Origin of the sequence: Metabacillus sp. 22489, assembly GCF_052044855.1 — a bacterium.
In the GTDB taxonomy this organism is placed as follows: domain Bacteria; phylum Bacillota; class Bacilli; order Bacillales; family Bacillaceae; genus Metabacillus; species Metabacillus niabensis.
This window is the reverse complement of the sequence record NZ_JBQENT010000001.1, coordinates 183,671-208,489: the sequence shown is the minus strand read 5'-3', so window position 1 is coordinate 208,489 and position 24,819 is coordinate 183,671. Positions and strand designations below refer to the sequence as shown.

Annotated in this window: 22 protein-coding genes, 1 pseudogene and 1 riboswitch; of the genes and pseudogenes, 19 read left to right on the top strand and 4 right to left on the bottom strand. The window is 34.2% G+C overall.

What is annotated here, in order from left to right; translation table 11 throughout:
- The first annotated feature begins 201 nt into the window (after positions 1-201).
- Genes ACTJJ9_RS00945 through ACTJJ9_RS00935 form a run of 3 tightly spaced genes read left to right on the top strand, consistent with a single transcriptional unit; the run spans position 202 to position 1,231 of the window.
- Positions 202-657: a helix-turn-helix transcriptional regulator gene (locus ACTJJ9_RS00945; RefSeq protein WP_095300179.1), complete on the top strand. Its 456-nt coding sequence runs from the start codon at positions 202-204 to the stop codon at positions 655-657.
- A gap of 7 nt (positions 658-664) precedes the next feature.
- A complete protein-coding gene (locus tag ACTJJ9_RS00940) occupies positions 665-955 on the top strand; it encodes a DUF4306 domain-containing protein (protein ID WP_095300159.1) in 291 nt (96 codons plus the stop codon).
- Positions 956-988: 33 nt separating this feature from the next.
- The gene (locus ACTJJ9_RS00935) at positions 989-1,231 is read left to right on the top strand and encodes a DUF2651 family protein (RefSeq protein WP_186324289.1); all 243 of its coding nucleotides are present in this window, start codon (positions 989-991) and stop codon (positions 1,229-1,231) included.
- Between the two features lie 45 nt (positions 1,232-1,276).
- Here the strand turns inward: ACTJJ9_RS00935 and ACTJJ9_RS00930 are convergent.
- Positions 1,277-1,621, bottom strand: a pseudogene (locus ACTJJ9_RS00930) (transposase); the annotation flags it as partial.
- A 58-nt stretch (positions 1,622-1,679) separates the two neighbouring features.
- Positions 1,680-1,955, bottom strand: coding sequence for an IS3 family transposase (locus tag ACTJJ9_RS00925; protein ID WP_145584306.1), 276 nt, complete (start codon positions 1,953-1,955; stop codon positions 1,680-1,682).
- A 407-nt stretch (positions 1,956-2,362) separates the two neighbouring features.
- On the opposite strand from ACTJJ9_RS00925, the gene ACTJJ9_RS00920 reads away from it, so the two are divergent.
- Positions 2,363-4,381 carry a glycoside hydrolase family 43 protein gene (locus ACTJJ9_RS00920; protein WP_440768352.1) on the top strand — a complete coding sequence of 673 codons (2,019 nt, stop codon included), beginning with the start codon at positions 2,363-2,365 and terminating at the stop codon, positions 4,379-4,381.
- 223 nt (positions 4,382-4,604) lie between these two features.
- A complete protein-coding gene (locus tag ACTJJ9_RS00915; protein WP_145584308.1) occupies positions 4,605-4,940 on the top strand; it encodes a hypothetical protein in 336 nt (111 codons plus the stop codon).
- A gap of 210 nt (positions 4,941-5,150) precedes the next feature.
- Here ACTJJ9_RS00915 and ACTJJ9_RS00910 read toward each other — a convergent pair whose 3' ends face one another.
- Positions 5,151-5,978 (bottom strand): DUF2935 domain-containing protein, encoded by an 828-nt coding sequence (locus ACTJJ9_RS00910; RefSeq protein WP_255452003.1) that lies wholly within the window; start codon positions 5,976-5,978, stop codon positions 5,151-5,153.
- A gap of 390 nt (positions 5,979-6,368) precedes the next feature.
- Between ACTJJ9_RS00910 and ACTJJ9_RS00905 the strand changes: the two genes are divergently transcribed.
- On the top strand, positions 6,369-7,229 hold the full coding sequence (locus tag ACTJJ9_RS00905; RefSeq protein WP_145584310.1) for a metallophosphoesterase: 861 nt from the start codon (positions 6,369-6,371) through the stop codon (positions 7,227-7,229).
- A 130-nt stretch (positions 7,230-7,359) separates the two neighbouring features.
- The gene (gene argC / locus ACTJJ9_RS00900; protein WP_145584312.1) at positions 7,360-8,328 is read left to right on the top strand and encodes an N-acetyl-gamma-glutamyl-phosphate reductase; all 969 of its coding nucleotides are present in this window, start codon (positions 7,360-7,362) and stop codon (positions 8,326-8,328) included.
- A 143-nt stretch (positions 8,329-8,471) separates the two neighbouring features.
- Here the strand turns inward: argC and ACTJJ9_RS00895 are convergent, their stop codons facing one another.
- Positions 8,472-9,845 carry an aminotransferase-like domain-containing protein gene (locus ACTJJ9_RS00895; RefSeq protein WP_145584314.1) on the bottom strand — a complete coding sequence of 458 codons (1,374 nt, stop codon included), beginning with the start codon at positions 9,843-9,845 and terminating at the stop codon, positions 8,472-8,474.
- A gap of 297 nt (positions 9,846-10,142) precedes the next feature.
- On the opposite strand from ACTJJ9_RS00895, the gene ACTJJ9_RS00890 reads away from it, so the two are divergent.
- From ACTJJ9_RS00890 to ACTJJ9_RS00835, 12 genes are all read left to right on the top strand, one after another.
- Positions 10,143-11,036, top strand: coding sequence for a DMT family transporter (locus tag ACTJJ9_RS00890; RefSeq protein WP_145584316.1), 894 nt, complete (start codon positions 10,143-10,145; stop codon positions 11,034-11,036).
- A 536-nt stretch (positions 11,037-11,572) separates the two neighbouring features.
- Positions 11,573-13,909, top strand: coding sequence for an RNA polymerase recycling motor HelD (gene helD, locus ACTJJ9_RS00885; RefSeq protein WP_145584318.1), 2,337 nt, complete (start codon positions 11,573-11,575; stop codon positions 13,907-13,909).
- A gap of 57 nt (positions 13,910-13,966) precedes the next feature.
- Positions 13,967-15,490 carry a DHA2 family efflux MFS transporter permease subunit gene (locus ACTJJ9_RS00880; protein WP_145584320.1) on the top strand — a complete coding sequence of 508 codons (1,524 nt, stop codon included), beginning with the start codon at positions 13,967-13,969 and terminating at the stop codon, positions 15,488-15,490.
- 426 nt (positions 15,491-15,916) lie between these two features.
- Complete coding sequence (locus ACTJJ9_RS00875) at positions 15,917-16,693, top strand: MerR family transcriptional regulator (protein WP_145585245.1); 777 nt, start codon at positions 15,917-15,919, stop codon at positions 16,691-16,693.
- 678 nt (positions 16,694-17,371) lie between these two features.
- Positions 17,372-17,794, top strand: coding sequence for a hypothetical protein (locus ACTJJ9_RS00870; protein ID WP_145585247.1), 423 nt, complete (start codon positions 17,372-17,374; stop codon positions 17,792-17,794).
- 166 nt (positions 17,795-17,960) lie between these two features.
- The gene (locus tag ACTJJ9_RS00865; protein ID WP_145585249.1) at positions 17,961-18,473 is read left to right on the top strand and encodes a GrpB family protein; all 513 of its coding nucleotides are present in this window, start codon (positions 17,961-17,963) and stop codon (positions 18,471-18,473) included.
- Between the two features lie 269 nt (positions 18,474-18,742).
- Positions 18,743-19,663, top strand: coding sequence for a DMT family transporter (locus tag ACTJJ9_RS00860; RefSeq protein WP_145585251.1), 921 nt, complete (start codon positions 18,743-18,745; stop codon positions 19,661-19,663).
- Between the two features lie 166 nt (positions 19,664-19,829).
- Positions 19,830-19,973: riboswitch (cyclic di-AMP (ydaO/yuaA leader) on the top strand.
- A 159-nt stretch (positions 19,974-20,132) separates the two neighbouring features.
- Positions 20,133-21,959, top strand: a complete 1,827-nt coding sequence (locus tag ACTJJ9_RS00855) for an APC family permease (protein WP_440768351.1) — start codon at positions 20,133-20,135, stop codon at positions 21,957-21,959.
- Positions 21,960-22,453: 494 nt separating this feature from the next.
- Positions 22,454-22,870 (top strand): BlaI/MecI/CopY family transcriptional regulator, encoded by a 417-nt coding sequence (locus ACTJJ9_RS00850; RefSeq protein ID WP_145581041.1) that lies wholly within the window; start codon positions 22,454-22,456, stop codon positions 22,868-22,870.
- Positions 22,867-23,724 (top strand): M56 family metallopeptidase, encoded by an 858-nt coding sequence (locus tag ACTJJ9_RS00845; protein WP_145581040.1) that lies wholly within the window; start codon positions 22,867-22,869, stop codon positions 23,722-23,724. Before ACTJJ9_RS00850 ends, ACTJJ9_RS00845 begins: the two co-directional genes overlap by 4 nt.
- Before the next feature lie 60 nt (positions 23,725-23,784).
- Positions 23,785-24,195, top strand: coding sequence for a DoxX family protein (locus ACTJJ9_RS00840; protein WP_145581039.1), 411 nt, complete (start codon positions 23,785-23,787; stop codon positions 24,193-24,195).
- 126 nt (positions 24,196-24,321) lie between these two features.
- Positions 24,322-24,792, top strand: a complete 471-nt coding sequence (locus ACTJJ9_RS00835) for a thioredoxin family protein (protein WP_145581038.1) — start codon at positions 24,322-24,324, stop codon at positions 24,790-24,792.
- Positions 24,793-24,819 lie beyond the last annotated feature (27 nt).

Genomic DNA, 24,819 nt, shown 5'->3' with positions numbered 1-24,819 from the left:
TCCTGTATAAATCAATAAAGTTTTAGAGCTGTCATTTTAGACAGCTTTTTTATTTGTATCATCATAGAATGTTTGTACAGTTAGCTAAGGTAAGTAAATAATGAATGTTTGAAATAAATTGGAAAAATATCCTTGTTAAAGATTATCAATTGGTGTAAAATTACACTAATTCATGCAAAAGGTAAATATAGGGGTGTTAATATCGATAAAGAGAAAGCAGTTGAAATTATTTCAGCAAAAATACGTTTAATTAGATTAGAAAATAGGTACTCTCAAGAAAAAATGGCTGATATTTTGGGAATTTCTAAAAAAACTCTCGTTCAGATAGAAAAGGGGAGAGTGTTAGCGGGATGGTCAATTTCAGTAGTGATTTGCTCATTATTTAGGGACAGTGAGGTATTACAATCTGTATTAGGCGAGGATCCTCTCGAAGTGATTGAGACGATTGCTCATAATAGAATTGATAAACCAAAGGACAAGACAATGGGAGGGAGAATCTGGTGGAAGGAAGTTGATAAAAAAGGAAGTTTTCGGTTGCAGCAAAATTTAGTTAGTAAGCATTATCGAATTATTGATAAACAGCAATATCGATGGTTTAGTTCATTTGATAAACAAGAAGCTTCAATACGGTTAAATGAGCTTTATAGTGAGGAGTGAATAAAGTTTGAAAAGACTTGTTATTTTTATATTGCTACTTCCTATATTTGTTTACAGCTTTTTTGCAACTTCTTGGGTAGGTTCATATATGATGATTGACGAAGATTGGCAAGAACATAGAGTATTCACTTCAGAGCTTTCTACAGACCCTCAAGAAATTTTAGAAATAGACAAATATATTTTTGCGTTTAAACATGAACCGATAGTTAGTGTAATTTGTATTTTAACTTTTTTCATGTTATTAGGCATCTTAACATCTTTGTTAATGAAAAAATTACGTATTTCTAAAACATTATAAAATGATAGATATAAACTAAAGGGGTGTATACGTTTGATATATGCATTAGTTTTGGTTATACTTCCAATTACAGTTGTTTTGACATCAATATTGTTTTCAATTTTAACTAAAAAGTGGTTTGTAATGCCGCTCATCACATTTTTAATATTAAGCTTAGTAATGGTATCAATTTTTAATACTACTTTCTTTATTTGGGTAGCCCTGTTTACAATCCTATCACTAGTGGTAAGCTTTTTGAGTCTATTTACAAGAAAATTAATAATTACTCATCGATAATTAGAGGTCATGATAGGTGGTTACCCTTAAAAGTTAGAGTTTTTATTATGCAGCTGATAGGCTGGATTGAATACGGTATTTAACCGGACCCAGTCCAGTCAATTTTTCTTTTGATCGTTTATTGTTATACCAGTAAATATAATCTTCTATTTTTCTTTTTAAATCTTCATAGCTTACTAGTTTTTCCCCGTAATACATCTCTTGCTTTAAAATGCCAAAGAAATTCTCCATTGAGGCATTGTCTGGGCAGGTTGCCTTATGTGACATGCTTTGGAATACTTTATTTTCCTTTAACGTTTTCACCCATTGGTTGTGCTGGTAATGCCATCCTTGATCCGAATGAATGATAGCACGGTAGGTTGCTTGATTCTTTATAATCTTAATTGTTTCGTATTAAGGTTCCATGACAAGATCTAATGTTGAACGTTTATTTAATTCATTATAAAGGTCAAGGATAGGGCTTAAATACAACTTCACTTCGCCATTCTTTAATGTCAGGTACAAATTTTTGAAGAGGAATAGGTGTATTAAAACGGCGGGATAGACGGTTTTTCGCTACTTTACCAACCTTCCCCTTATAGGAATTGTATTTTCGAGATTTGCGCATTAATTTTACACATTTCAATCCTAGTCCCCGCATAAGTCGATATACTTTTTTATGATTAACACAATATCCCAATTTCTTTAATACTGAGTAGCTCCTATCAACATTAGGATTTGACAATTTTCACTTCTAGTGAAAGATAAAAACTAAACTTTCCATTAGGATTACATAGCTTTAAGCAAGAAAACACAATTTTTTTCTAAATATCTTCTACTTATCTTAATAGATTATCTATTTCATTCAAAGAAATTTATAGTTTATTCAAAATATTTTCCATTTTTATTCGAATGTAAACGCTTTATAATTCTATTAGTGTTAAAGCTTTTTCAATAGATATTAAAAAAAAGTAAGCTGAGGTAAGCAAGCAGTCATTTTCTTTTTCTATATATTGACTTTCAGGAGGTGTTGCCAAAGAAAAAAGATTGATTGATAAATTAGTATATAAGGGACTCAGGAGTTTCAACGGACTGAAATACAACCACAGCAAAATGCTAAAGGTTTTTAAATTTTGAAGAAGGAGATGTATAATGGTGTATAAAAAATTGTTAGCCCTTACTGCGGCTTCTTCTATACTGTTAAATTTAGTGCCAAGTAATGGGTCGATTGCTTCGGCACAGCAAAATGAAAATAATGTTGAAAATAAGGTGGCAACTATAAGTTCAGTGGAACAACCCAAGAAAGCTCAGTTGAATAGTGTCCCGGAAGTAATTGGGGCTCCCAATATGGAACTAGAAGTTCAAGTGAAATTAGATGAACTGGTAAAAGGAAAGTACACATCTTTAAATGCTTCTTTTAATATTCCCGATAGCCTTACTGTGACTGGGGTAGAGTTCAATTCGAAGAATATTATGGGGGGAGCCAGTTCTTATACGTATTCAAAGGACCATTTAAAGCTTCAAGTTAAGGGCGGGAACGTAAGTATTGCACATAAAGGTTCAGATGTATTCGCAACAATCAAACTAAAAGTAAAAGATTTTGTGACATCCGACCGGACCGATGTTATCCGGACCAATTCTGTTACAGCCGAAAGTAGAGATGGCAAGGATATCGTCTATTCCGTAGATGAAGCAGTATCCAACATTGGGTTGAAAAAATTGGATACAAGTGCGATTGCAAAAATTCCTGGTTATGCCAATGCTCTGATGAGCCATAAATTTGGTGCTGATCCACATGCGATGGTCTATGATGGTAGAGTTTATATTTATATGACAAACGACGAATTCGAATATGATGCAAACGGAAATCTTATAGATAATACCTACAGCAAAATCAATACGGTTAATGTCATCTCTTCTGATGATATGATCAACTGGACTGATCACGGTGCAATTCCTGTTGCGGGCCCTAATGGTGTGGCAAAGTGGGCAACTCAATCATGGGCCGTATCCGTTGAACATAAGGAGATTGATGGAGAAGATAAGTTCTTCCTTTATTTTTCCAATAACGCGTCAGGCATTGGTGTTCTTACATCCGATAGTCCGATTGGGCCTTGGACAGATCCGCTCGGAAAACCGTTAATCGGTCGGAATGATCCTGCAGCTCAGGGTGTTCTCTGGCTTTTTGATCCGGCAGGCTTTGTCGATGACGATGGTCAAGCATATCTTTACTATGGTGGAGGGGTACCTGGTAACCCACCTAATCAGGAGCAAGCGGAACACCCGGCAACTGCGAGAGTCATTAAACTAAGTGATGACATGATTCATACTGTAGGGGAACCGCAAGTCATTGATGCCCCATTCTTATTCGAAGCATCAGGTATGCACAAGAAAAATGGCAAATACTATTACTCTTATAGTACCAACTTCTCTGGTGTGCGACAGGATGATGATCCGGGGACAGGTGAAATTGCGTATATGACTAGTGATTCTCCAATGGGACCGTGGAAGTATGAGGGTACAGCACTTAGGAACCCATGGGTTTTCTTCGGTGTCGGAGGAAATAACCATCAAGATTTCTTTGAGTTTAAAGGTCAAACATATATCACATACCATGCCCAAACGGTAGCAAAAGCCATGAACAAAGCAAAAGGTTATCGTTCCCCTCATATTAATAAGGTCGAATATGATGAGAATGGCAAGATTAAAGATGTCAAAGCAGATATGAAAGGTGTATCCCAGGTGGCAAACCTTGACCCTTATAAGCGGAACGAGGCTGAAACAATCGGCTGGAATGCAGGTATTAAAACTGAGAAATCTCAAGCACCTGGCAGTATGGTTGAAAGTATTAACCTTAATGTAACCGATATCAATAATGGAGATTGGGTTGCAGTCTCCCAAGCGGATTTCGGTAGAAATGGAGCTGTATCCTTTGAAGCAAATATTGCCTCAACTGTCGGAGGTGAAATTGAAATTCGCGTAGACAGCCCAGTTGGTGAAGTGATCGGAACACTCGACGTTAATCCGACTGGCGGAGACCAGAAATGGCAGCTGATGAAGACTAATGTCAACAATGTTAGCGGTACACATAATATCTTCTTCATCTTTAAAGGAGAAGGAGAGAACAACTTATTTAATATGGATTATTGGAAATTTACGGAAAAGAAGTAATTCTAAAAATACACGGGCTTCCGACTTTAGTTGGAGGCCCGTTCTTCAATTTCAAATAACCACATCTACAATCAACCCCCATTAATAAACGTTAGAATATTTATGTTAAACTTAGAGTAATAGAAATAACCCTGTTCAACTCACTGTACAGGTTAGCTCCAGTGTCTTAGAATATTAAGGTGTAGTGTGTTTAAAAAATATCAACCAGGTGGGACTTTAAATAATGTGCGGTATTGATTTTGTTATAGCAGTTACAGATAGAGAAGCAACTAAGGCGGAAGAGTATGTCCATTTTGATGTAAAGCTCCAACAATATCTACTTAAGGAGTTTGGAAAGGATCGGGCTTTTGATTTATTATTGAATTTAAACCTTTATGGAACAGATATTATCTATACAAAGGATATCCCAAAGCTTATTAAAATTTGTGATAAGTTATTCGAAAAATATGCCAGTGTATATGGTCCTCAACAAGAAATAAGGAACTTTGTTAAGGAATTAAAAAATATGTGTGAAGAAGCATTAAAGTTGAAAAAACACTTATATGCAATTGGTGAATGAAGAACTTTTAACTTCTTTGAAAGGGTACTTTAGTTAACAAGTAAATCCTTATATAACAAAAAACTCGCAAATTTTCTAGTGCGAGTTTTCTTGTTAATAGTATTATATTTGATTGCATAGCAGCAATATTTACGAAAACATCGTATATTTTTTAAAAACTACTCGTAACAAAAGAGATACGTCCTCGAAAGCGTACCATTACATAATATTTTAAGAATAAGATAATCTTTTCAAAGAACAATTACTTGCTTCTTCACGCAGTTCAGGTGCATAATAGCTTAATTTTTTTATAAAATAACAGGTTTCCGGAAAATGATGTTCAAGGAACCTTAAAGTTGATTTGTTCAAAAGCTTTTTTTCTTTATATCTAATCACCATATTATAAATAAACCTACTCATTTCAAGTGTGGTTCTTCCGACTTCATGGGCAAATTCCTTCTGCCGAGCAAAATTTGGTTCTTTAAACCGCAAATATCCTTTTAAGTGGTGATTTTGAATCATAAATGCTTGATAACTTCTTATATATCCGCCAGCCTGATTAGCTGCCATAATTTCAATCGGATCAAGTAAATCCTCAAAGAGCAGAACATGTCCTAATTGATCCTCTAGCCATAAGTCCATTAAGTCTACTAAAGGTAGTGGAACAGGTTGTTTCCCTTTGACTAAGAAAGTCAAAATCCGTAGATACTCCTGATTTTCAGCAAGTGTTCCATTTAAATATGTAGGAGATAAATTTAAATTTACTTTATTATCGATTCGAAGTGATTGTAGCTTCCCTTCAAATTCATAATAGCCTTTCGCAACTGGCCAAGCTCTGTTTGCAAAGTAAACAAGCGTTTCATCAGTATGAGCTGCTGTTTTAGGTATCGTGTTAAGCGTGGAAATAAGCTCACCAAATAAATGAATATACTGCTGAGAAATATTTACATATTCAACTTCACTCACCGAAAGATGGTCTCTAACAAAATAAGCATGATCCTGTAAAATTTCTAACCAAAATAAATGCTCATCCCAAATAGGTATTATATTGCTTGTCATCTATCTCCACCTCTATTAATTAGACATTTTTCCAACCAATTGTTGAACTATGATTTCGCATAACCATTATTTATATATTTATGATTGGATCGGGATAGAAATGAATCTATCGTAACATTACCTAAATGAATTAAAATCAACAAATAATTTCAAAATTCGATGGTGAGAAACGGAGTTAATACAAACAATTATGAAATATATGGTAAAATCAAGTGGTTGGATTGAAGGAATCCTGATTTTATTAGACTAAGAGATTGTCTGTTTCTTTTGTTTTAGGTACATTCCACCTTTTAGTTAGTTGAGGATACTTTTCATTTTTGAAGTAAGGGTTATTTTTTCATTTCAATAGTAATTACCTTTAGAGCAACTTAGCTTATACAGGAGGAAATAATGGTTAAAAAACGTAGTAAAAAATTCGTAATAGTTTTAGCAATATTAATCTGTTCTATCGTTTATTACTTTTCACAGCTTAATTGGATTTCGGTTACAAATGAAGCTGTTCAATTGGATGATTTGCCAGTAGAGTTTGACGGTTTTAAAATCGTTCACTTATCAGATCTGCATAATAAAGAATTTGGTAAAGGAAACAATAGGTTGGTTAAGAAAATTAATGAAATTGAACCAGATATGATTGTCATTACGGGTGATATGTTAAATAACTCACATGATATTCCGAATAACGGTGAAATTCTAATAGAATTGGTGGATAATCTGAATAACAATTATCCAATTTATTATGTAACAGGTGAACACGAAGAAGGTTTATATTACGAGGATAGAAATAAATATCAAGTGGCTGGTACAAAAGAAGCATATGAAGAGAAACTAAGAAATCTTGGTGTTGAAGTACTAAATGATGAACAGGTAACAGTTAAAAGTCAAAACGAAAAAATTAACATATTTGGATTAAAAGAGCATTTATCTGGAGAAATTCAAATGAACAAACGATTAGGAGAATCTGTTAAAGATGAAGTGAACATTTTACTTTCACATAGACCTTTTTATATCCTGGAATATGCAGATTGTGGAGCAGATTTAATATTTTCTGGTGATACTCATGGAGGAATGATACGTTTACCAATTATCGGTGGATTAGTTTCAACAGAAGGTTTTTTTCCCGAATTTGATGGTGGTGTATTTCATAATGAAAGTTCGATTATGGTTGTGAGTAGAGGTTTAGGTAACAATCCAATCCCACTTCGAATAAATAATCGACCAGAAATAATTGTCGTGACCTTAAAAAGTAAATAATGTTGAAAATGCTACTCGTAAATTTAGACCTCTCCTTCTAATGGATTGAATCATATTTTATGATTGAATAATAATACAGTGAAATGTATCATTATGTAAAAGGCGGATTAGTCGGAAGGGGAATTTTCTAATGTATAAAATATTTGTTGATGGACAGGAAGGTACAACAGGATTAAAAATTCATGATTTTTTAGCAAATAGAAATGATCTTGAGATTCTAAAAATTGATTCGGTGGATCGTAAAAATTCTGAGAAACGTCGTATATTATTAAATGAAGCAGATATCGTTTTTTTATGTTTACCAGATTCAATATCAAAAGAAGCTGTTTCAATGATAGAAAATAATAAAACAAGGGTGATAGATGCAAGCACTGCATTTAGAACCAATAAAAATTGGGTCTATGGCTTGCCGGAACTTAATCGAGAGCAACGAGAATTGATAGTACATTCAAATCGAGTTTCTGTACCAGGCTGCCATGCAACAGGCTTTATTATCGGACTATATCCCCTTATAAAAAATCAAATAATTCCAAAAGAATATCCAATTACGTGTCAATCAATTACTGGCTATAGTGGCGGTGGCAAAAATTTAATTCAAACCTATAAAACTGGTAGTTTGCAAGCGATAAATAGTCCAAAACATTATTCTTTAAATTTTAACCATAAGCATTTACCGGAAATGCAGCATATAACTGGACTTGCATATCCGCCAATATTCAGTCCAATTGTCGGTAATTTTTATAAGGGAATGGTCACATCAATTCCATTAACAACTAGATTACTAAAAAAGAGAGTGACTGCTAAAGAGATTTGTGAGGTACTTTCAGATTACTATAAAGATGAAAAATATATTCGCATCATCCCTTATAATGATGAATCCTATTTAGAAAATGGATTTTTTAATGCTGAAGAGTGTAATCATACGAATAGAACTGACGTATTTGTATTTGGGCATGAGGAACAAATCATGATTATGACAAGGTTAGACAATTTAGGTAAAGGCTCTGCGGGTGCAGCTATACAGAATATGAATATTATGCTTGGGTTGGACGAAGCAACAGGTTTAACTGCATATCATACTATGATGGTAAATGATTAAATAATGCTATTCGTAATAAATGGAAACCATTAAACTAGCTGACAACAAAGTAATCATTCATATTTCGGAAATTAGGTTAATCGTAGAGCCCACTCAAAGATTTTTTTGAGTGGGTTTTACTTTTCTTAGATGAATGACAAATCCTAAAATAGAAATAAATTACTAGGTTTTTGATTTTTCCTACTGTCAATCAATGAAATGCTGTGAGCCAATCGTTCGACTCCTGTCTTAATTTTCCTCATCTCTACTTGAGAAATACTTAATCGGATCAGATTATCCTTTTTGTATTCTGGTAAAAACATTCTAGAGGCGTCATCAACATATATATTCTCCTCATGTAGCATATGTACGACTTGCTTTGCTGTCACATTCTCGGGCAAGCTGATGGATAAATAGAATCCTGAAGAAGGCTTAGAATAATGAGTATTTGCCGGCAGCAATTCTTCACATGCATCTTGAAGGTGGTTCATTTTAGTGTAATATACTTCTTTTATTTTTTTTAGATGACTATTAAACATGCCGCTTTTTAAATAGATTTCAAGCGCACCTTGGGAAAGGGCAGAACTGTTAAAATCCGAACTAAATTTATATCGCAAAAAATTGTTCATCATAAGAGTAGGAAGGATGACTGTTGCAATCCTTAATCCCGGAAGAAAAATTTTTGAAAAGCTCTTAATATAAATCACTCTCCCAGATGGTTCAAAAGCAAATAATGGATCTGATTTTGCATCTGGATCAAGATCCCCTAAAAAATCATCTTCCACAATATACACATCGTATTTTTCGGCTAACTCAACAATTTTTTGCTTTTCCCTATTTGTATAACTATGTCCAAGAGGATTGTGAAATCTCGGAATGATATAGAAAAACTTTATATCATTGTTGCGAAAAATGTATTCGAGACGATCAAGATCAATTCCGTCCATTGATAACTCAATTCCAAAAGCAGTCGCTTGGTGGAGATTGATGGACTCAATAATTCCGAAATAAGAAGGCTGTTCTATCAATATATTATTTTTACCATTCGGAAATGGCATCGTAACTAATAAATTAAGGGCTTGCTGTGAGCCAGATACAACAACCAATCTCTCAGGCTTAGTAAACACCTGTAAATTTTGCAAGTATTTCACTAATTGCACTCGTAATGTGAAAGACCCCTGTTGATCAGAATATGTAAAAAGCTCTTCCTTATATTGTTCAATTGCTTGGTTCATACAATGTTGAAAATCAAGATAAGGCATAACATGTTTATCCGGACCAGCTGACAAGAAATCAATCACTTCATTTTCCTTCGCCTCAATTTGATATTCATTCACGACAAAGTAGCCACTTTTCGGAACAGAATAGATCAAATGCTCCTTTTCCAATTCGACGTATGCTTTAATAACTGTATTTTTGCTACAAGAGAAATGCTCAGATAACTGACGAATTGATGGAAGCTTACTGCCTGCAATAAGTGAACCATTTTCTAGCTGAAGTTTTATTTCTTCCATAATCTCAATATACTTTGAGCTCATATTTTGCTCCTTCCTCATTATCTGTACCAGGACAGATTGGTGAAAGAATGGTTTTTTTTTCATATGTGTACCTAGTAATATGTAAATTATATCAGAACTGTTTTATAAAAAAACAGATATATGGTACAGAGTTACTTAAAAATAGGGTCTGTTTAATCTTAATCGTTTATATCTGCAATGGGGTTCGCATTCCGCGGGGGACAGGGATTCTCATCGGCGTTAAATAATGTAGAGTCTCCCTAAATTAACATTAAGCTTAAACATCGCCTAAAAACAAAAAGATAGGGGCAGGATTTGATGCAAAGAGAAAAAATGGGGTTATTATTAGGATTAGTAGGAGTTATTTGTTTTAGCTTAACTCTTCCTTCTACAAGTATTGCAGTAAAGTATTTTGGAACTACGGTTGTCGGTTTAGGAAGAACAGTTGTAGCAGCTTTTTTAGTAGCTATCGTTTTAATTGTTCGCAAAGAAAAACGACCTTCCCTTCGTCAATTCAAAAGTCTTATGATTGTCGCAGCAGGTGCAGTATTAGGTTTTCCTCTTCTTACTTCTTGGGCAATGGATTCAATGTCTGTTTCTCATGGAGCTATCGAATCAGCCCTGTTACCATTAGCAACAGCAGGATTTGCTATGCTCAGAGCTGGTGAAGCTCCTTCACTGAAATTCTGGATATCAAGTGCAGTCGGTTCTTTAGCTGTTATTATCTATGCAGTTCATCTTGGCTTTGGCCGACTGCAATTAGCTGATTTGGCTCTGCTAGCAGCAGTAATGATACTTGGTCTTAGTTACGCAGAAGGGGGGAGGTTAGCAAAGGAGCTAGGTAGCTGGCAAGTGATTGCTTGGGCAATTATGATCGGTGCTCCATTTTTTATTATTCCAGTTGGGTTAAACGTTACACCCGAAATGATTCATGCACCTATTCAAGCTTGGGTTAGCTTTATATATCTTGCAGTAGTTAGCCAATTTCTTGCATATGTTGCGTGGTATAGTGGAATGGCTATCGGAGGAATAGCAAGAGTCAGTCAAATTCAATATTTACAACCATTTTTAATGATTCTATTTGCAACAGTATTTTTAGGTGAATCGATTACACTATTCACGATGATTATAGCAGTAATTGTGGTCTTTTCAGTTATACTAGGCAAAAATGCTCCAGTTTTAAAAAAAGGTGTAGTTTCAAATGAAAACTAAATGCAAGTTCAAAACAATGGTAAAACTATCATCCTATGAACATCTTTAACTCCTATTATGTAAATATTATTATAAATTGGAGTATCGCGACAAAAACATAAGCCAAATTCCGGATAGCTAAGGAATTTGGCTTATGTTTGTTAAGTTAAGTTTAAGGGTGGTTAATTAGCCGGTAATTTAAATAAATTTTCAAGGGAAATTTAAATGTTTTTTTCATAAATGCGAAAAATGTAAAAGTGAAAAGTTGTAGGTAGTCAAAAAGAGGCAGTGTTTAGAAAAAAAGTTGAAAAGGTATCAGACTAGATGTAGTTATTACTGGGAAAGAACATAGTAATTTTTAAGACTATATTAATCTATAGAAAGCAAAAAAATCACAGAATTCAAATTCTCACATTGAAAATAATGAGATCCTGTGGTAAATTTATATAGATAGACACTGATTGATTATATTTTCGTATATTATCCCTAATTTAATTATACGGTATAATCTATTCTTTCGTCAACCCTTATTTTTATTTTTTTAAGGAGTGTTCGCTATGGATTCGAATTTTCAGCAGGAGCAAAAACGAGTAACAGATGTAATGGAAGTAATTGAAAAGCGAATCAGCAGTTTGGTGGAAGAAACTACACAGCGCCGGAACGAAGTGGTTCAAATCCGTAAACACTTTAATGATGAAATAAAGGTGAATATGGATACATTCGACGATTTTCTTGAGACGATCATCGGTTTGCGACAAGAGGCTCAAGCTCTTTCTGTTAGTCAAAGCACGCATAGACATGCATCTAAGAGATTGTCTACACTGCGTCGTATGCAGGAGGTTCCTTACTTTGGCAGAATTGATTTCATTGAAGATGGAATGCCAACAAAGGAACAAATATATATTGGAATCTCAACGCTTACTGATGAAAGTGGCGACAATTTCCTTATCTACGACTGGAGGTCACCGATCGCAAGTGTTTACTACGATTACCAGCCTGGTCCAGCGAAGTATGCATCCCCAGAAGGTGAAATCGAAGGCATAATAGAGAGAAAATGGCAGTATCTTATCCGCGACGGCATTCTTCAATCCATGTTCGACACGAGTATCACCATTGGAGACGAGATTTTACAGGAGGTACTCGGAAAAGGGAATGATAAACATATGCACAATATAGTAGCGACCATACAACAGGAGCAAAACCGGATTATCCGTCATGATCGAGGGAAGCTTCTCATTGTCCATGGCGCTGCCGGAAGCGGCAAGACATCAGCTGCCTTGCAGAGGATTGCTTATTTGCTCTACAAATATCGGGGAAATCTGAATCCAGAGCAAATCATTTTATTTTCACCTAATACGATGTTTAATAAGTATGTATCAAATGTCCTTCCAGAACTTGGCGAAGAAAATATGCAGCAGGTCACCTTTCAGGAATATTTAGATCATCGGCTAAGTAAAGAGTTTCATGTTGAAAATCCATACGAGCAATTGGAATATGTTTTAACTGCTAAAAATACTCTTTCGTATCATTCAAGGGTTGCGAGCATACAGTTCAAAGCTTCAACTCGTTTTTTTAAGGTGATCGAGAAATACAGGAAGTCACTGGAGTTATCAGGAATGCTATTTAACTCTATTAAATTTAGAGGAAAGCCGATTGTTACTGCCGAGCAAATAGCAGAAAGGTTTTATCATAACGACACTACACTGCGCTTTCCAAACAGGCTTGAAAAACTGAAGGATTGGCTAATTAAGAAATTAAATGATGCTGAAAAAGTCGAATGGAAAAAGCCATGGGTACAAGAAGAAATTGAGCTTCTTAGCGAAGACGATTACCGTAAGGCATATACCTACTTGGCAAAAAAACGAGGATTCAAAAGAGAATCGATTGCTGATTATGAAATGGAGACGAAAGCACTGGCGAGATTGATTGTGCATCAAAAATTGAAGCCGTTGCGAAAACAAATTATGGCGTTTAAATTTGTCGATTTGAAAGGGATTTACAAGCAGTTATTTTCTGATTCTATACAGATTAAACAGTTGATAGATGGAGAAATACCTGAGGGATTGGCGGAGATTTGTCAGCTAACACTGGAAATGCTTGATGAAGGCAATCTTTTTTATGAAGACGCTACTCCTTTTTTACTTATAAAAGAGCTGATTCAAGGCTTTCAGACGAACAGCTCGATAAAGCATGTACTTGTTGACGAGGCACAGGATTACTCACCGTTTCAATTCGAGTTTCTAAAGCGTTTATTTCCTTTAGCGAGGATGACAGTGCTAGGTGACTTTAATCAGGCAATATTCTCCCATGCACGAGAAATGGATGATTTTCACACAGTTATGAGTATATTCGGTAAAGATGATACAGAAGTAATGAACATGACACGAAGCTACCGATCCACAAAACCGATTATTGAATTTACACGCAAACTAATTCCTAATGGCGAACGGATTATCCCTTTTGAGCGCGTCAGCGAGCGCCCCGTGCTAACACGAGTAAATAATCATACAGAACTGCATCAATATATCACATCCAAAGTTACAACTTTGCGAAGTCTTAGGTATAACAGCATTGCTATTATATGTAAATCAGCTGAGGAAAGTAAACATGCATTTGAAGCCCTATCCAACATTAAAGATATTAAGCTCTTGACGAACAGCTCAATTGAATATGAACAAGGTGTTGTTGTAATACCTTCATACTTGTCAAAAGGTATCGAATTCGATGCTGTCATCATATATGATGCATCAGAGCAAGTATACGGTGATGAGAGTCTCCGTAGACTATTTTACACTGCCTGTACAAGAGCTATGCATTATTTGCAACTTTACAGTATAGGCAAACCAACCCCATTATTGAAAAACGTCTTGCGGGATAGTTTCACTGAATCTTGACTTAAATAAATTTTTCCATTGTTAATACTTTAACATAGAAAGTAGGGCTGATCACTTATGGCAAAGGAATTCAATTCTGTTCAAAAAAGACCGCCATATGGCATGATTTCGATTTTATTTATCGGGGCATTTGTTGCAATTTTGAATGAAACATTACTAAACATTGCTCTTCCAGCCATTATGGAGGAATTCGACGTTAATGCTACCGCAGTACAATGGCTCTCAACAGGTTATATGCTTATAAACGGTATATTAATTCCAACAAGTGCTTTTTTTATTCAGCGTTTTTCTGATAAAAAGCTATTTATTACAGCAATGTCTTTGTTTACTTTAGGAACATTCCTAGCTAGTATTGCACCAGCATTTGGTGTGTTATTAGGGGCACGAATGATTCAAGCTTCAGGATCCGCGATTATGATGCCGTTACTAATGAATGTCATGCTTACCGCATTTCCAGTTGAAAAAAGAGGGTCAGCAATGGGGATGTTTGGTCTTGTTATGATTACAGCACCAGCGATTGGACCGACTCTTTCTGGATGGTTGATTGAGCATTACAGCTGGAGAATGTTATTTGACCTTGTTCTTCCAATTGCCTTACTAACCTTAGTTTTTGCAGCCTTTAAATTAAAAGATGTAACACCACAACGTGCGATTAAGCTCGATATAATCTCTCTCGTTTTATCAAGTATAGGATTTGGCGGGTTGCTTTATGGCTTTAGTTCCGCTGGGGAAAAAGGCTGGGATAGTCCAATCGTGTACGGAACGATTGTTATTGGCGCGCTCGCTTTAATTACCTTTATCCTTCGGCAGCTTCGGATGGACGATCCAATGCTTGAGTTTCGTATTTATAAGTATCCAATGTTTGCCTTGTCATCAGCGATATCAATTGTTATTTCGGTTGCGATGTTTTCGGCAATGATCTTGCTGCCTATCTACGTGCAAACCATTCGAGGGATTTCACCAATGGAATCTGGCCTATTAATGCTTCCTGGAGCTATAATTATGGGGATTATGTCGCCAATAACAGGGAAGCTCTTCGATAAATATGGGGCGAGAATTTTAGCTGTGATAGGGTTGAACATAACTGTTGTGACCTCTTTTTACTTTAGTAAAATCGATATGAATACTCCATATTCTACCCTTGTTCTGCTTTATACATTACGTATGTTTGGGATGTCAATGGTTATGATGCCAGTCATGACAAATGGTTTGAATCAGCTACCAGCTCAAAATAATCCACACGGAACAGCCTTAAACAATACACTCCAGCAAGTATCTGGGGCAATTGGTTCTGCGTTGTTGATTACTGTAATGAACAATCAAACGAAAGGAAAAGCAGAGGAATTAGCTTCTGACGCTATGGCAAATATAGGTGAAAGTGCAGCAACTACATCTGAACTACAGCAGCAAATTATGAATGAAGCGATGTTACACGGTATTAATTATACCTTTTTCATTTCTTCATTGATTGCGGTTTTAGCACTTATTCTAGCTTTCTTTATTAAAAGGGTAAAACCATATAATGAAGATACGAAGGAGGATGAAGGTCCTATGAAACAGTTAGATGTTGTTAAAGAGTAATAAAAACAAAAAGTCGGGTATTGCCTATCACTAGCATTGCCCGATTTTTTTTATTCCTTAACAAGCGAATGTAATATTCAATAAATAAAGGACAATGTTTATGGTAGATTTTACTTAAAGAAAACAAAGATAGGGATAAAAAGCATAAGACATTATTCTAAAATTTTGTTGATTTTAAGTTGAAACGTTGCAAAGGTTTGATGGAACAGATATATGAGACTCATCATTAAAGAAGCGTGAGCCACAAGCGCTTACGCTTAAAGGATGCTCTCGGATTGCCCGCTGAAAGCGAATGACTACAGTAGAAGTCACCAACCAGGTTTAACAAAGGGTTAAAAAAAGTTGTAAATAAAGCTTGAACCTACAGTTACGTGAGGCAGTAAGATGAATTTATCCATAAAAGGTAATGGAAAGGGAGGAAACAAGATGGATAATAATCTAACATATTCAATTGGCGAATTCTCTGAAAAGACTGGGGTTTCAATACGTACCTTGCATTATTATGATGAAATTGGTTTACTTAAAGCCGAAAAACACCCTAATTCTGGCCACCGTCAATATTCCGATAAGGATATTTTTACGTTGCAAAAAATTATGAGTTTTAAATATTTAGGCTATAGTTTGAATGAAATTTGCAAAATGATAAAGGAATCAAGTTTTAATTTAAGCTTAAATGATTCGTTACAGATTCAAAAATTGGCGTTTCAAGAGAAAAAAGAACAAATCGAATCAGTATTAAACACAATTAATCGTACGATTAAATTGATAAAAGATGAAGGTGAAGTGGATAGTGCGATTTTAATCAGTTTAATTAACAGCATGCAGACGGAAAATGAACAACAACAATGGGTAGAGCAACATACAACGAAGGAAGTGGCAGAGCAGTTATTTAACAAGCCTGAAGAGGAAAAATTAGCATCAGATAAAGAATTTATTTGGTTTTCAAAAGAAGTAAAAAGGTTAAAAGGGAGACCATTCCACGACCAAGAGGTGCAAGAGTTAATAAGTAAACATTTACAATCAACATTTGAATTTGTTGGGGAAGAAGCTGTGAACTTCATGCAGGATATCGAAGACACAGAAATAGAAAAATTAATAAATGCGATTCAAAGCCCTTACACTAAGGAAGAAGAGGATTGGTTAAATCAAGCTATGGAGTATTATATGATTCACAATGTTATGAATGAGCAAAAGACAGAATAGCAACAAAAACGATTTTGTCAGAAATATACTTAATCAAAAAATAGCGTCGTTAAAAAGGGAGATTACTTTGGCAATCTTCCTTTATTTTTGAACTTATCCCTATAAAATTATTTGAGATGGAAAAAAGGTTTCACAATCAGCTAAATCGAAATATACATAAGATTATAATTTGAAAAGAGTTGATGTTAATGGACTTAAAACAACGTAAGACTTGGAATGAAAATCATAAAAGATTGAAAGAACTCCTAAATAAACCTGCCGAACATATGCAAGCTATAGAATTATTTCTCTCTCAGCATTCATTGCTACATTGTTCTCACTAATAAACTATAGCAGGATTAATATTGATGCCTGCAACAAGACACTACTTCATTCATTTGAATAAGTGTATATGCATAAAAGATAGATTACAAAAAGAGTACATTGAATCTAAGGTATAAAATTATTCGTTAAGAAAAACTAGAACATCAAAAGACTAGACCAGCTACAAATCAAGAAAGGTTTCGAAATAGAGGAACCGATCTTGATGGATAGGACAAGGAGCATTGCTAATTGATAAGCTACCTGTTCTTTTTAATATTATGAATACTAAATCAAGAAAACGAAATTTCATGTAAAGTTAAATTAACTATTTGATTGCATTATTAAGGTGGAAAATAAATGTTAGGGGAGATACTGATGAAAAAAACGGTATCATTTTTTATCATTTTCATATTTTCATTTACATCATCTATACAAGCATTAAATTGGGCTTTTCCTTTTGTTGTTTGGGATGGAAACGTATATGAGGTTAAACAAGAAAAGATAGGAGAGAAAGAGATTGGCGAGTGGATAGGAGAAGTAAAAACACGCCCAAATGATATGACAGGAGAATACTATGGAAATGCTTCAAATGCTTATCCTAAAGGTACTCCTTATTATAAAATAAATAATATACCTACTGAAAAGGCTATTGCTGTTAAAGTAAGTGAAAATGGTTGGCAAAAAGCTATATATTCCCATGAAGCCCCTTTTCATTGGTTAGATTTATTGAAAATAATTATACCTATCGTCATTTTTATATCAATTGCCATATTAATTGGTTTAAGAATAAAAAAGTAATCGGAATAAATAAAAACAATATAAATGATTATTTTCGAAAACTATCTCTTAAATTACCAGACCTTTCTTAGTTATTAACATATCAGTTATAACAGCAAAGAAAACATAGTATTATTTTATAGACGCCTAAATAAGTTCGGAATGTACACTAAGGAGTGATTCGAATATGCTTGGATTACCAAAAGGTGAGGTATTTATAGTTCCTTGGACAAGTGATTGGGAAAAAGAATATCAATTAGAGAAAAATAGAATCGAGCATAGAATTGGTCAATATATAGTAAAAGTTCATCATATCGGAAGTACCGCTATAAGGGATTTAAGCGCCAAGCCGATTATCGATATCGCTATTGAGATTAAGGATTTTCAGGATGGAGAAAAATGCGTTAAACCATTAGTTGAAATTGGGTACTTTTATAAAGGGACAAATGTGCTGCCAGAAAGACATTACTTTAACAAAGGAGAACCAAGGACCCATCAAATACATATGTATCAAAGTGGTAATCGATTTCTACTCGACCAGCTAAGATTTAGAGACTATTTGAGAGATAATGAAACAGCAAGAAATCAATATGCAAAACTCAAGCATGAATTATCTTTAGTCAGTAACGGGAACAAACATAAATACGCCGAAGATAAAACTGAATTCGTTAAGTCTATTTTAGAGAGGATAAACAAATAAAATTAGATTTACCAGTATGAAGTACTTGCCAAAAAGGTTTATTAAAGGGTCATATATATCTTTTCTTCTCTAAATGGGGTTAGGAAAATCGAGCTCATGTTATTTTTCGTTGACAACTAACAATGATGAATTTTATAATATTTTTGAAATTGAATAATAAAACCTAAATTTTAGGACGTGGATTTTTCTAGAGGGTATCTCTATTTTCGCCACACAACTGTCGAATGACAATTGTGTGGCTTTTTTAATGCAAAAAAGGAGGATTTATTTTGAAAACTTGGCATTATGCATTTATTGTTTTTTTAGGTGGATGTTGTTATGGAATATTATCTACATTTGTTAAGCTTGCTTATGCAAATGGTTTTTCGGTGACAGAGGTTACAGGAGGACAATACTTATTTGGATCATTGATTTCCTGGGGACTCGTTCTGTTAACAAAAAGGAAGAAAATTTCACGTAACCAAACGATTAAACTATTGCTATCAGGGATTCCATTTGGCTTAACAGGAGTATTTTATTATCAATCACTGCAAACACTTAATGCTTCATTGGCAATTATTTTACTATTTCAATTTGTTTGGATTGGTACACTTATTGAGTGGATATTCTATAAGAAAAAACCTTCTAAAGTGAATTTGCTTGCGATTATGATTCTGCTAATCGGCTCAATTTTAGCAGCTGGTATTATTTCGAATGGTGGAATTTCCTTATCATGGCAAGGAACTATGTGGGGGCTGCTAGCTGCAGTAACGTTTTCAACCTTTATTTTTCTGAGCGGATCAGTTGGAACGAATGTACCACCACTTTTAAAAAGTGCGGTTCTTTCCACTGGAGGGTTAATCGTTGTCTTTCTAGTATTTCCACCAATCTATCTAGTTAATTTACCGGTTTTACTAGGTGTTGCACCATATGGATTGCTTCTCGGCTTTTTTGGGGTAGTACTCCCACCTCTATTATTTTCAATTGGGATGCCACATATTGGACCAGGACTTGGAACAATATTAACGACATCAGAGCTTCCAGTAGCTGTTTCAATGTCAGCACTCGTTTTGAAGGAAGATGTTGGCGTGGTGCAATGGATAGGTGTTATTTTCATACTTTGTGGAATTATCGTCAGTAATGTAAGACGCTCAAATACTACTAAAAAGATTGTCCATGTCGAAAAGAAGTCTGTTTCACCATCTTCATAAAAGTTGACCTATTTTTAAGTTTTTGAAAAGACACTATATATAAGGGTGTACTTTTATTGGACAGATTATTAATTCATTACTAAAGTTTTCGATTATCTATTTTTAAATCTTTACAAAAAACCATTTACTTAAGCTGACGTCAGGAGTATTATAATTACAGTTTCAAATTTCTAAATCGCTGAAACCATTAGGTACGGGGGAACCATTATTGTGGATAGAAATTTATCCAAGGGGTGAATCCTTTATAGGTAGGGCTACTCAATGGCCCGAATCCGACAGCTAACCTCGTAAGCGTTATATGAGAAGGAAGGTGGAGCTTGTGACACAAAAAAATTAAAGTGTCTACAGGTCTATTTAACTATGACTTGTAGACACTTTTTTGTTTTCTGTAAATGTATTATTCATAAAAATCTTTCTTAAGCGGGAAAGATAAAATTAAAGGAAAATAAGCAGGCGGGTGAGTTTTTATATGATTTCGTCTATAAAACGATTATTAATTGGACGTCCATTAAAAAGCAATGAAATAGGTGAACAAAAGCTTAATAAAACGAAAGCTTTAGCAATCCTATCCTCTGATGCTCTTTCATCAGTGGCATATGGTCCAGAGCAAATATTAATTGTATTGGTTACTGTAGGGGCTGCTGCCATTTGGTATTCAATTCCTATCGCAGTAGGAGTTTTAATACTACTGTCGGCGCTCATCTTGTCTTATCGTCAAATTATTTATGCTTATCCTCATGGAGGAGGGGCATATATTGTTTCAAAAAGTAATTTAGGCGTTAATCCAGGCTTAATTGCTGGTGGTTCTCTTTTAGTAGACTATATTTTAACTGTTGCGGTTAGTGTTTCTGCCGGGACAGATGCAATAACTTCAGCGTTTCCTACTTTACATGGCTATAATGTAGAAATTGCCATTGGATTTGTGATTTTACTTACGTTGTTAAATTTAAGAGGAGTAACGGAGTCAGCTTCAATATTAGCTTATCCTGTTTACTTATTCGTTTTAGCTCTGTTTCTTTTAATAGGGGTAGGAATATACAATGTTATAATAGGAGGAGTTCCAACAGAAGCACACACTCCAATAGGGACACCTGTTGCTGGGATTAGTTTATTTATACTATTAAGGGCTTTTGCCTCAGGAAGTTCTGCCTTAACAGGTGTAGAAGCGATATCGAATGCAATTCCTAACTTCAAAAACCCAGCACCAAAAAATGCTGCTAAAACGTTAATGTTTATGGGTATTTTACTTGCTATCCTGTTTTCAGGAATCGTATTTTTAGCCTATTCGTATGGAATCACTCCAAGTGGAGAAGTAACGGTTGTTTCACAAATTGCTGAGGAAATTTTCGGACGGAATATCATGTATTTCTTTATTCAAGGAACTACAGCGTTAATATTAATTCTTGCAGCAAATACTGGTTATTCTGCTTTTCCTTTACTTGCAGTTAATCTAGCAAAAGATAAGTTTATACCACGAATGTTCTTGATTAGAGGGGATCGATTAGGTTATTCGAACGGGATTATCATCCTTGGAATTGCTTCAATCATCTTAATTGTCGCATTTCATGCAAAAACAGAGCATCTAATACCTCTATATGCAGTCGGAGTATTTTTGCCATTTACTCTGTCTCAATCGGGAATGATGGTTAAATGGCTAAGAGAAAAGCCTGAGGGATGGATTACTAAATTTATTATCAATACAATGGGTGCAGTAATCTGCTTTATTGTTACTTTAATGTTTTTCTTAACAAAATTCTCACAAGTATGGTCAATTTTAATATTTTTACCGATTATAGTTCTTTTGTTTCATAGAATTAGAAAGCATTATGAAGCAGTCGGTGAACAGCTTCGACTTACAACTTGTGAACCAACTTTACCGATCGAAGGTAATGTTATGATATTGCCTGTTGCTGGTATTACTCATGTTGTTGAGAATTCCTTGAATTACGCTAAATCTCTTTCACCAAATCAAATTATTGCTGTTTATGTTTCATTTGATAGAGAGGACGAGAAAAGATTTGAAGAAAAATGGAAGAAATGGCAACCAGATATAAGGCTTGTGACACTGCACTCTCCATATAGAAGTATTATCAATCCACTTAGCAAATTTGTTAATACAGTAGAGCATAAAGCAAGGGAAGGGAATTATCAGGTAACAGTTGTCATTCCACAATTTATCCCTAAAAAAGGATGGCAGAATATCCTGCACAATCAATCGAGTCTCCTTATTCGTGCTTTCTTACTGTATCGGAGAGACGTCGTTGTCACAACAGTACCATATCATTTAAAAAAATAATGGCATCTAATAACAAGGAGTTGTTTTGCCAACTCCTTATTGTGTTTTATAAGGATTAACAAATTGTATCGTGTGTGAACATAACACTAGGTTAAATAAAAGATTATTTTGTTAATCTATTTCTTTAATTAAAAATAATTGTGATATTATAAACATTGACATAATAAAAATCTTTCAATGAAGAGAATTATTAATCTAATGGGGTAAAGTATTTACGCTTTAATGATAAAAATGAGAAGTCTTTTCTAAAATTCTCTTTCCTAATAGTTTATTTTTTAATAATTTCTTTAAATGATAAAATATACTATTATGAATATTAACAATTTATATAGTTTAATGTTTTGTATAAATCGATAGTTTTAGACTAATAGCTTCATAAATTTCTCTTAATATAGTAATCAAGTTAAATTAATATGACAATTTCATTAAAGATTCAGGAAATGCTTGAACTATATAAAATTATACACTACAATACGTAGTGGAAGGTGATTTGATTGGATATAAAGAAGTTCAATTATTCTGGGGAAGGTCTCTCAAGATTTTTTGGTCCTCTAGAAGCAAAAATACTCGAGCTTCTCTGGGAAGGGGAGGAATTGAGTATTAAAGAGGTTCAACAACGACTTGAAGCTGAAAAGAAAGTAAACTTTAATACTGTCATGACTGTAATGAAAAGATTAGTAGATAAAGGTGTTTTACAAAGACGAACAAAAGGGAGAACTTCTTTCTTTAAGCCAATCCAGTCGAGAGATGAATTTTTTGAAGCACAATCAAAAAAGCTTACAGAAAATTTACTAGATGAATTTGGTGGAGTCGTCATAACACATATGCTAGATTCATTAACAGATGTTGATGAAAAATTGATGGACCAATTAGAGCAAAAATTAAAGCAGTTAAAAAAGGATAAAACATGATGTGGTGGAAAAAGAAATCAGTATACCTTTTAACTCTCAGTCTACTATTAGCAACATGTGTATGGATACAAATGGGAATGTTTTTGACACATTTGATTTTTGGAGTACATATAAAGTTAAACATTTTCAAATTTTGTTTAAGTTTATTTCGTGAGAATTCAATTTATTATGTTATCGCAATTTCGATCATTAATGCGATAATTGCTTTTACATTAGTATTGACAGTATTCAAAATAGTTGAGCAGTTTATTTTGTTTTTTAAATTAAAAAAGCGATTATTGATGATAAAAGACAGCGAATTAACGAGAATTTACAGTGAAAAATATAGGCTCAAAAATCAACTATTTATTGTGAAGAATGAACAATCACTTGCTTTTACAATGGGTATAAGACATCCATCAATTGTTTTATCAACAACTTTAATTGATTTACTAGAGGAAGATGAATTAAAGGCAGTTATTGAGCATGAAAGATTTCATCAAAATAATCGAGACCCGTTAATGATCTTTATACTTCAAATCATCGCTCAGTCGTTATGGTTTATTCCGCTTACGAAGTGGTGCTATCAAAATTACAAAATCATTTGTGAAATTCTTGCAGATGAATATGCGATTAAGCATATGGGTTCTCAAATAGGATTAAGCAGTGCACTCCTAAAGCTTATTCGACACCATCTTGCTAATAAACCGGTTCCTTTAGCCGTTCAGTTCTCAGGAGAATCGATTAACTATAGGTTGCAGCAATTGGTGAGTCCAAACAGAGACATTCCTGTAAAAATAAAACCTATTTCAATTTTTATTTCTATTTATGTACTGCTTTTATTCATAGGCATGATGTTTATTACTCTTGCCTAAAATTTTTTATAAATTAACACTACTATATGTAGTGTAAAAATCATTAGGAGGAATTACAAGATGAACAAAACTGGAGAAATTGGAGCAGTGATTTTAAGGCTTGTGTTAGGTTTTACTTTCTTTATGCATGGCTTTGACAAGTTTCAAGGGGGAATTGAGAATACGGCTGGATTTTTCTCGTCTTTAGGCTTGCCAGGATTTATGGCATATATAGTAGGTGGCATTGAAGTTGTTGGGGGCATTGCCGTGATTATCGGTCTCGGAACAAGGATTATTTCTGCTTTATTTGCGGTTATTATGCTTGGTGCGATTTTGATGGTTAAAATCGGAAATGGTTTTCTAGGTGGATATGAGCTTGATATCGTATTAATGGCAGTTGCAATTTATCTTTTCTTCAAAGGAAATACGATCTTAAGTATTGATTCCAAGCTACCTAAACGGTCATTTAAAACAGTTGAGGAAAAACTATAAAAATTTTATCTAAGGAAAAGCTGGATGACCCACCAACAAGATGAAACAGTGCTTTCTTTACTTATATTAAAAAGATAAACTTTCGTAAAAAACTTACTCGTTTTTAAAAAAAGGAAGGTCAATAAAATGAAAAAGATATTAATTTTTGGCGCTTTGATCCTTGTTCTTTTCGGATCATTAACTTTTATGACAATCTATCAAAATAAACAGGCTGCAGAAGGGAATGTATACGGGAAAAGTGAGTTAAATCCTGCAACGATTGAACAATTAGACGACCCTAATTATCAGAATATTATACTTCCAGAAGAACTAGAAACAAAATTAGAAAATAAAGAGGATACATTTGTTTACTTCTTTAGCCCAACATGTGTTCATTGTAAAGCAACAACACCTATCCTTATGCCTGTAGCTGAAGATGTAGATGTTGAAATTGAACAATTCAACTTATTAGAATTTGACGATGGTTGGAATCGTTATGGAATTGAAGCTACTCCAACACTTGTTCACTTTAAAGATGGTAAGGAGGTTGATCGAACAGAAGGGGCTAATACAGAAGACTATTTCCGTAATCTATTAAATGAATGGAAAAACATATAATATAGAAAAGCGATGTATCAATCTTTA

What these genes read in the sequence shown, in the direction of transcription:
- argC (WP_145584312.1), top strand. Translation starts at nt 7,360, where the DNA reads ATGTATAAAATATTTGTTGATGGACAGGAAGGTACAACAGGATTAAAA.
- ACTJJ9_RS00920 (WP_440768352.1), top strand. Translation starts at nt 2,363, where the DNA reads ATGGTGTATAAAAAATTGTTAGCCCTTACTGCGGCTTCTTCTATACTG.
- ACTJJ9_RS00915 (WP_145584308.1), top strand. Translation starts at nt 4,605, where the DNA reads ATGTGCGGTATTGATTTTGTTATAGCAGTTACAGATAGAGAAGCAACT.
- ACTJJ9_RS00870 (WP_145585247.1), top strand. Translation starts at nt 17,372, where the DNA reads ATGAAAAAAACGGTATCATTTTTTATCATTTTCATATTTTCATTTACA.
- helD (WP_145584318.1), top strand. Translation starts at nt 11,573, where the DNA reads ATGGATTCGAATTTTCAGCAGGAGCAAAAACGAGTAACAGATGTAATG.
- ACTJJ9_RS00895 (WP_145584314.1), bottom strand. Translation starts at nt 9,845, where the DNA reads ATGAGCTCAAAGTATATTGAGATTATGGAAGAAATAAAACTTCAGCTA.
- ACTJJ9_RS00880 (WP_145584320.1), top strand. Translation starts at nt 13,967, where the DNA reads ATGGCAAAGGAATTCAATTCTGTTCAAAAAAGACCGCCATATGGCATG.
- ACTJJ9_RS00905 (WP_145584310.1), top strand. Translation starts at nt 6,369, where the DNA reads ATGGTTAAAAAACGTAGTAAAAAATTCGTAATAGTTTTAGCAATATTA.
- ACTJJ9_RS00910 (WP_255452003.1), bottom strand. Translation starts at nt 5,978, where the DNA reads ATGACAAGCAATATAATACCTATTTGGGATGAGCATTTATTTTGGTTA.
- ACTJJ9_RS00890 (WP_145584316.1), top strand. Translation starts at nt 10,143, where the DNA reads ATGCAAAGAGAAAAAATGGGGTTATTATTAGGATTAGTAGGAGTTATT.
- ACTJJ9_RS00835 (WP_145581038.1), top strand. Translation starts at nt 24,322, where the DNA reads ATGAAAAAGATATTAATTTTTGGCGCTTTGATCCTTGTTCTTTTCGGA.
- ACTJJ9_RS00840 (WP_145581039.1), top strand. Translation starts at nt 23,785, where the DNA reads ATGAACAAAACTGGAGAAATTGGAGCAGTGATTTTAAGGCTTGTGTTA.
- ACTJJ9_RS00865 (WP_145585249.1), top strand. Translation starts at nt 17,961, where the DNA reads ATGCTTGGATTACCAAAAGGTGAGGTATTTATAGTTCCTTGGACAAGT.
- ACTJJ9_RS00845 (WP_145581040.1), top strand. Translation starts at nt 22,867, where the DNA reads ATGATGTGGTGGAAAAAGAAATCAGTATACCTTTTAACTCTCAGTCTA.
- ACTJJ9_RS00875 (WP_145585245.1), top strand. Translation starts at nt 15,917, where the DNA reads ATGGATAATAATCTAACATATTCAATTGGCGAATTCTCTGAAAAGACT.
- ACTJJ9_RS00855 (WP_440768351.1), top strand. Translation starts at nt 20,133, where the DNA reads ATGATTTCGTCTATAAAACGATTATTAATTGGACGTCCATTAAAAAGC.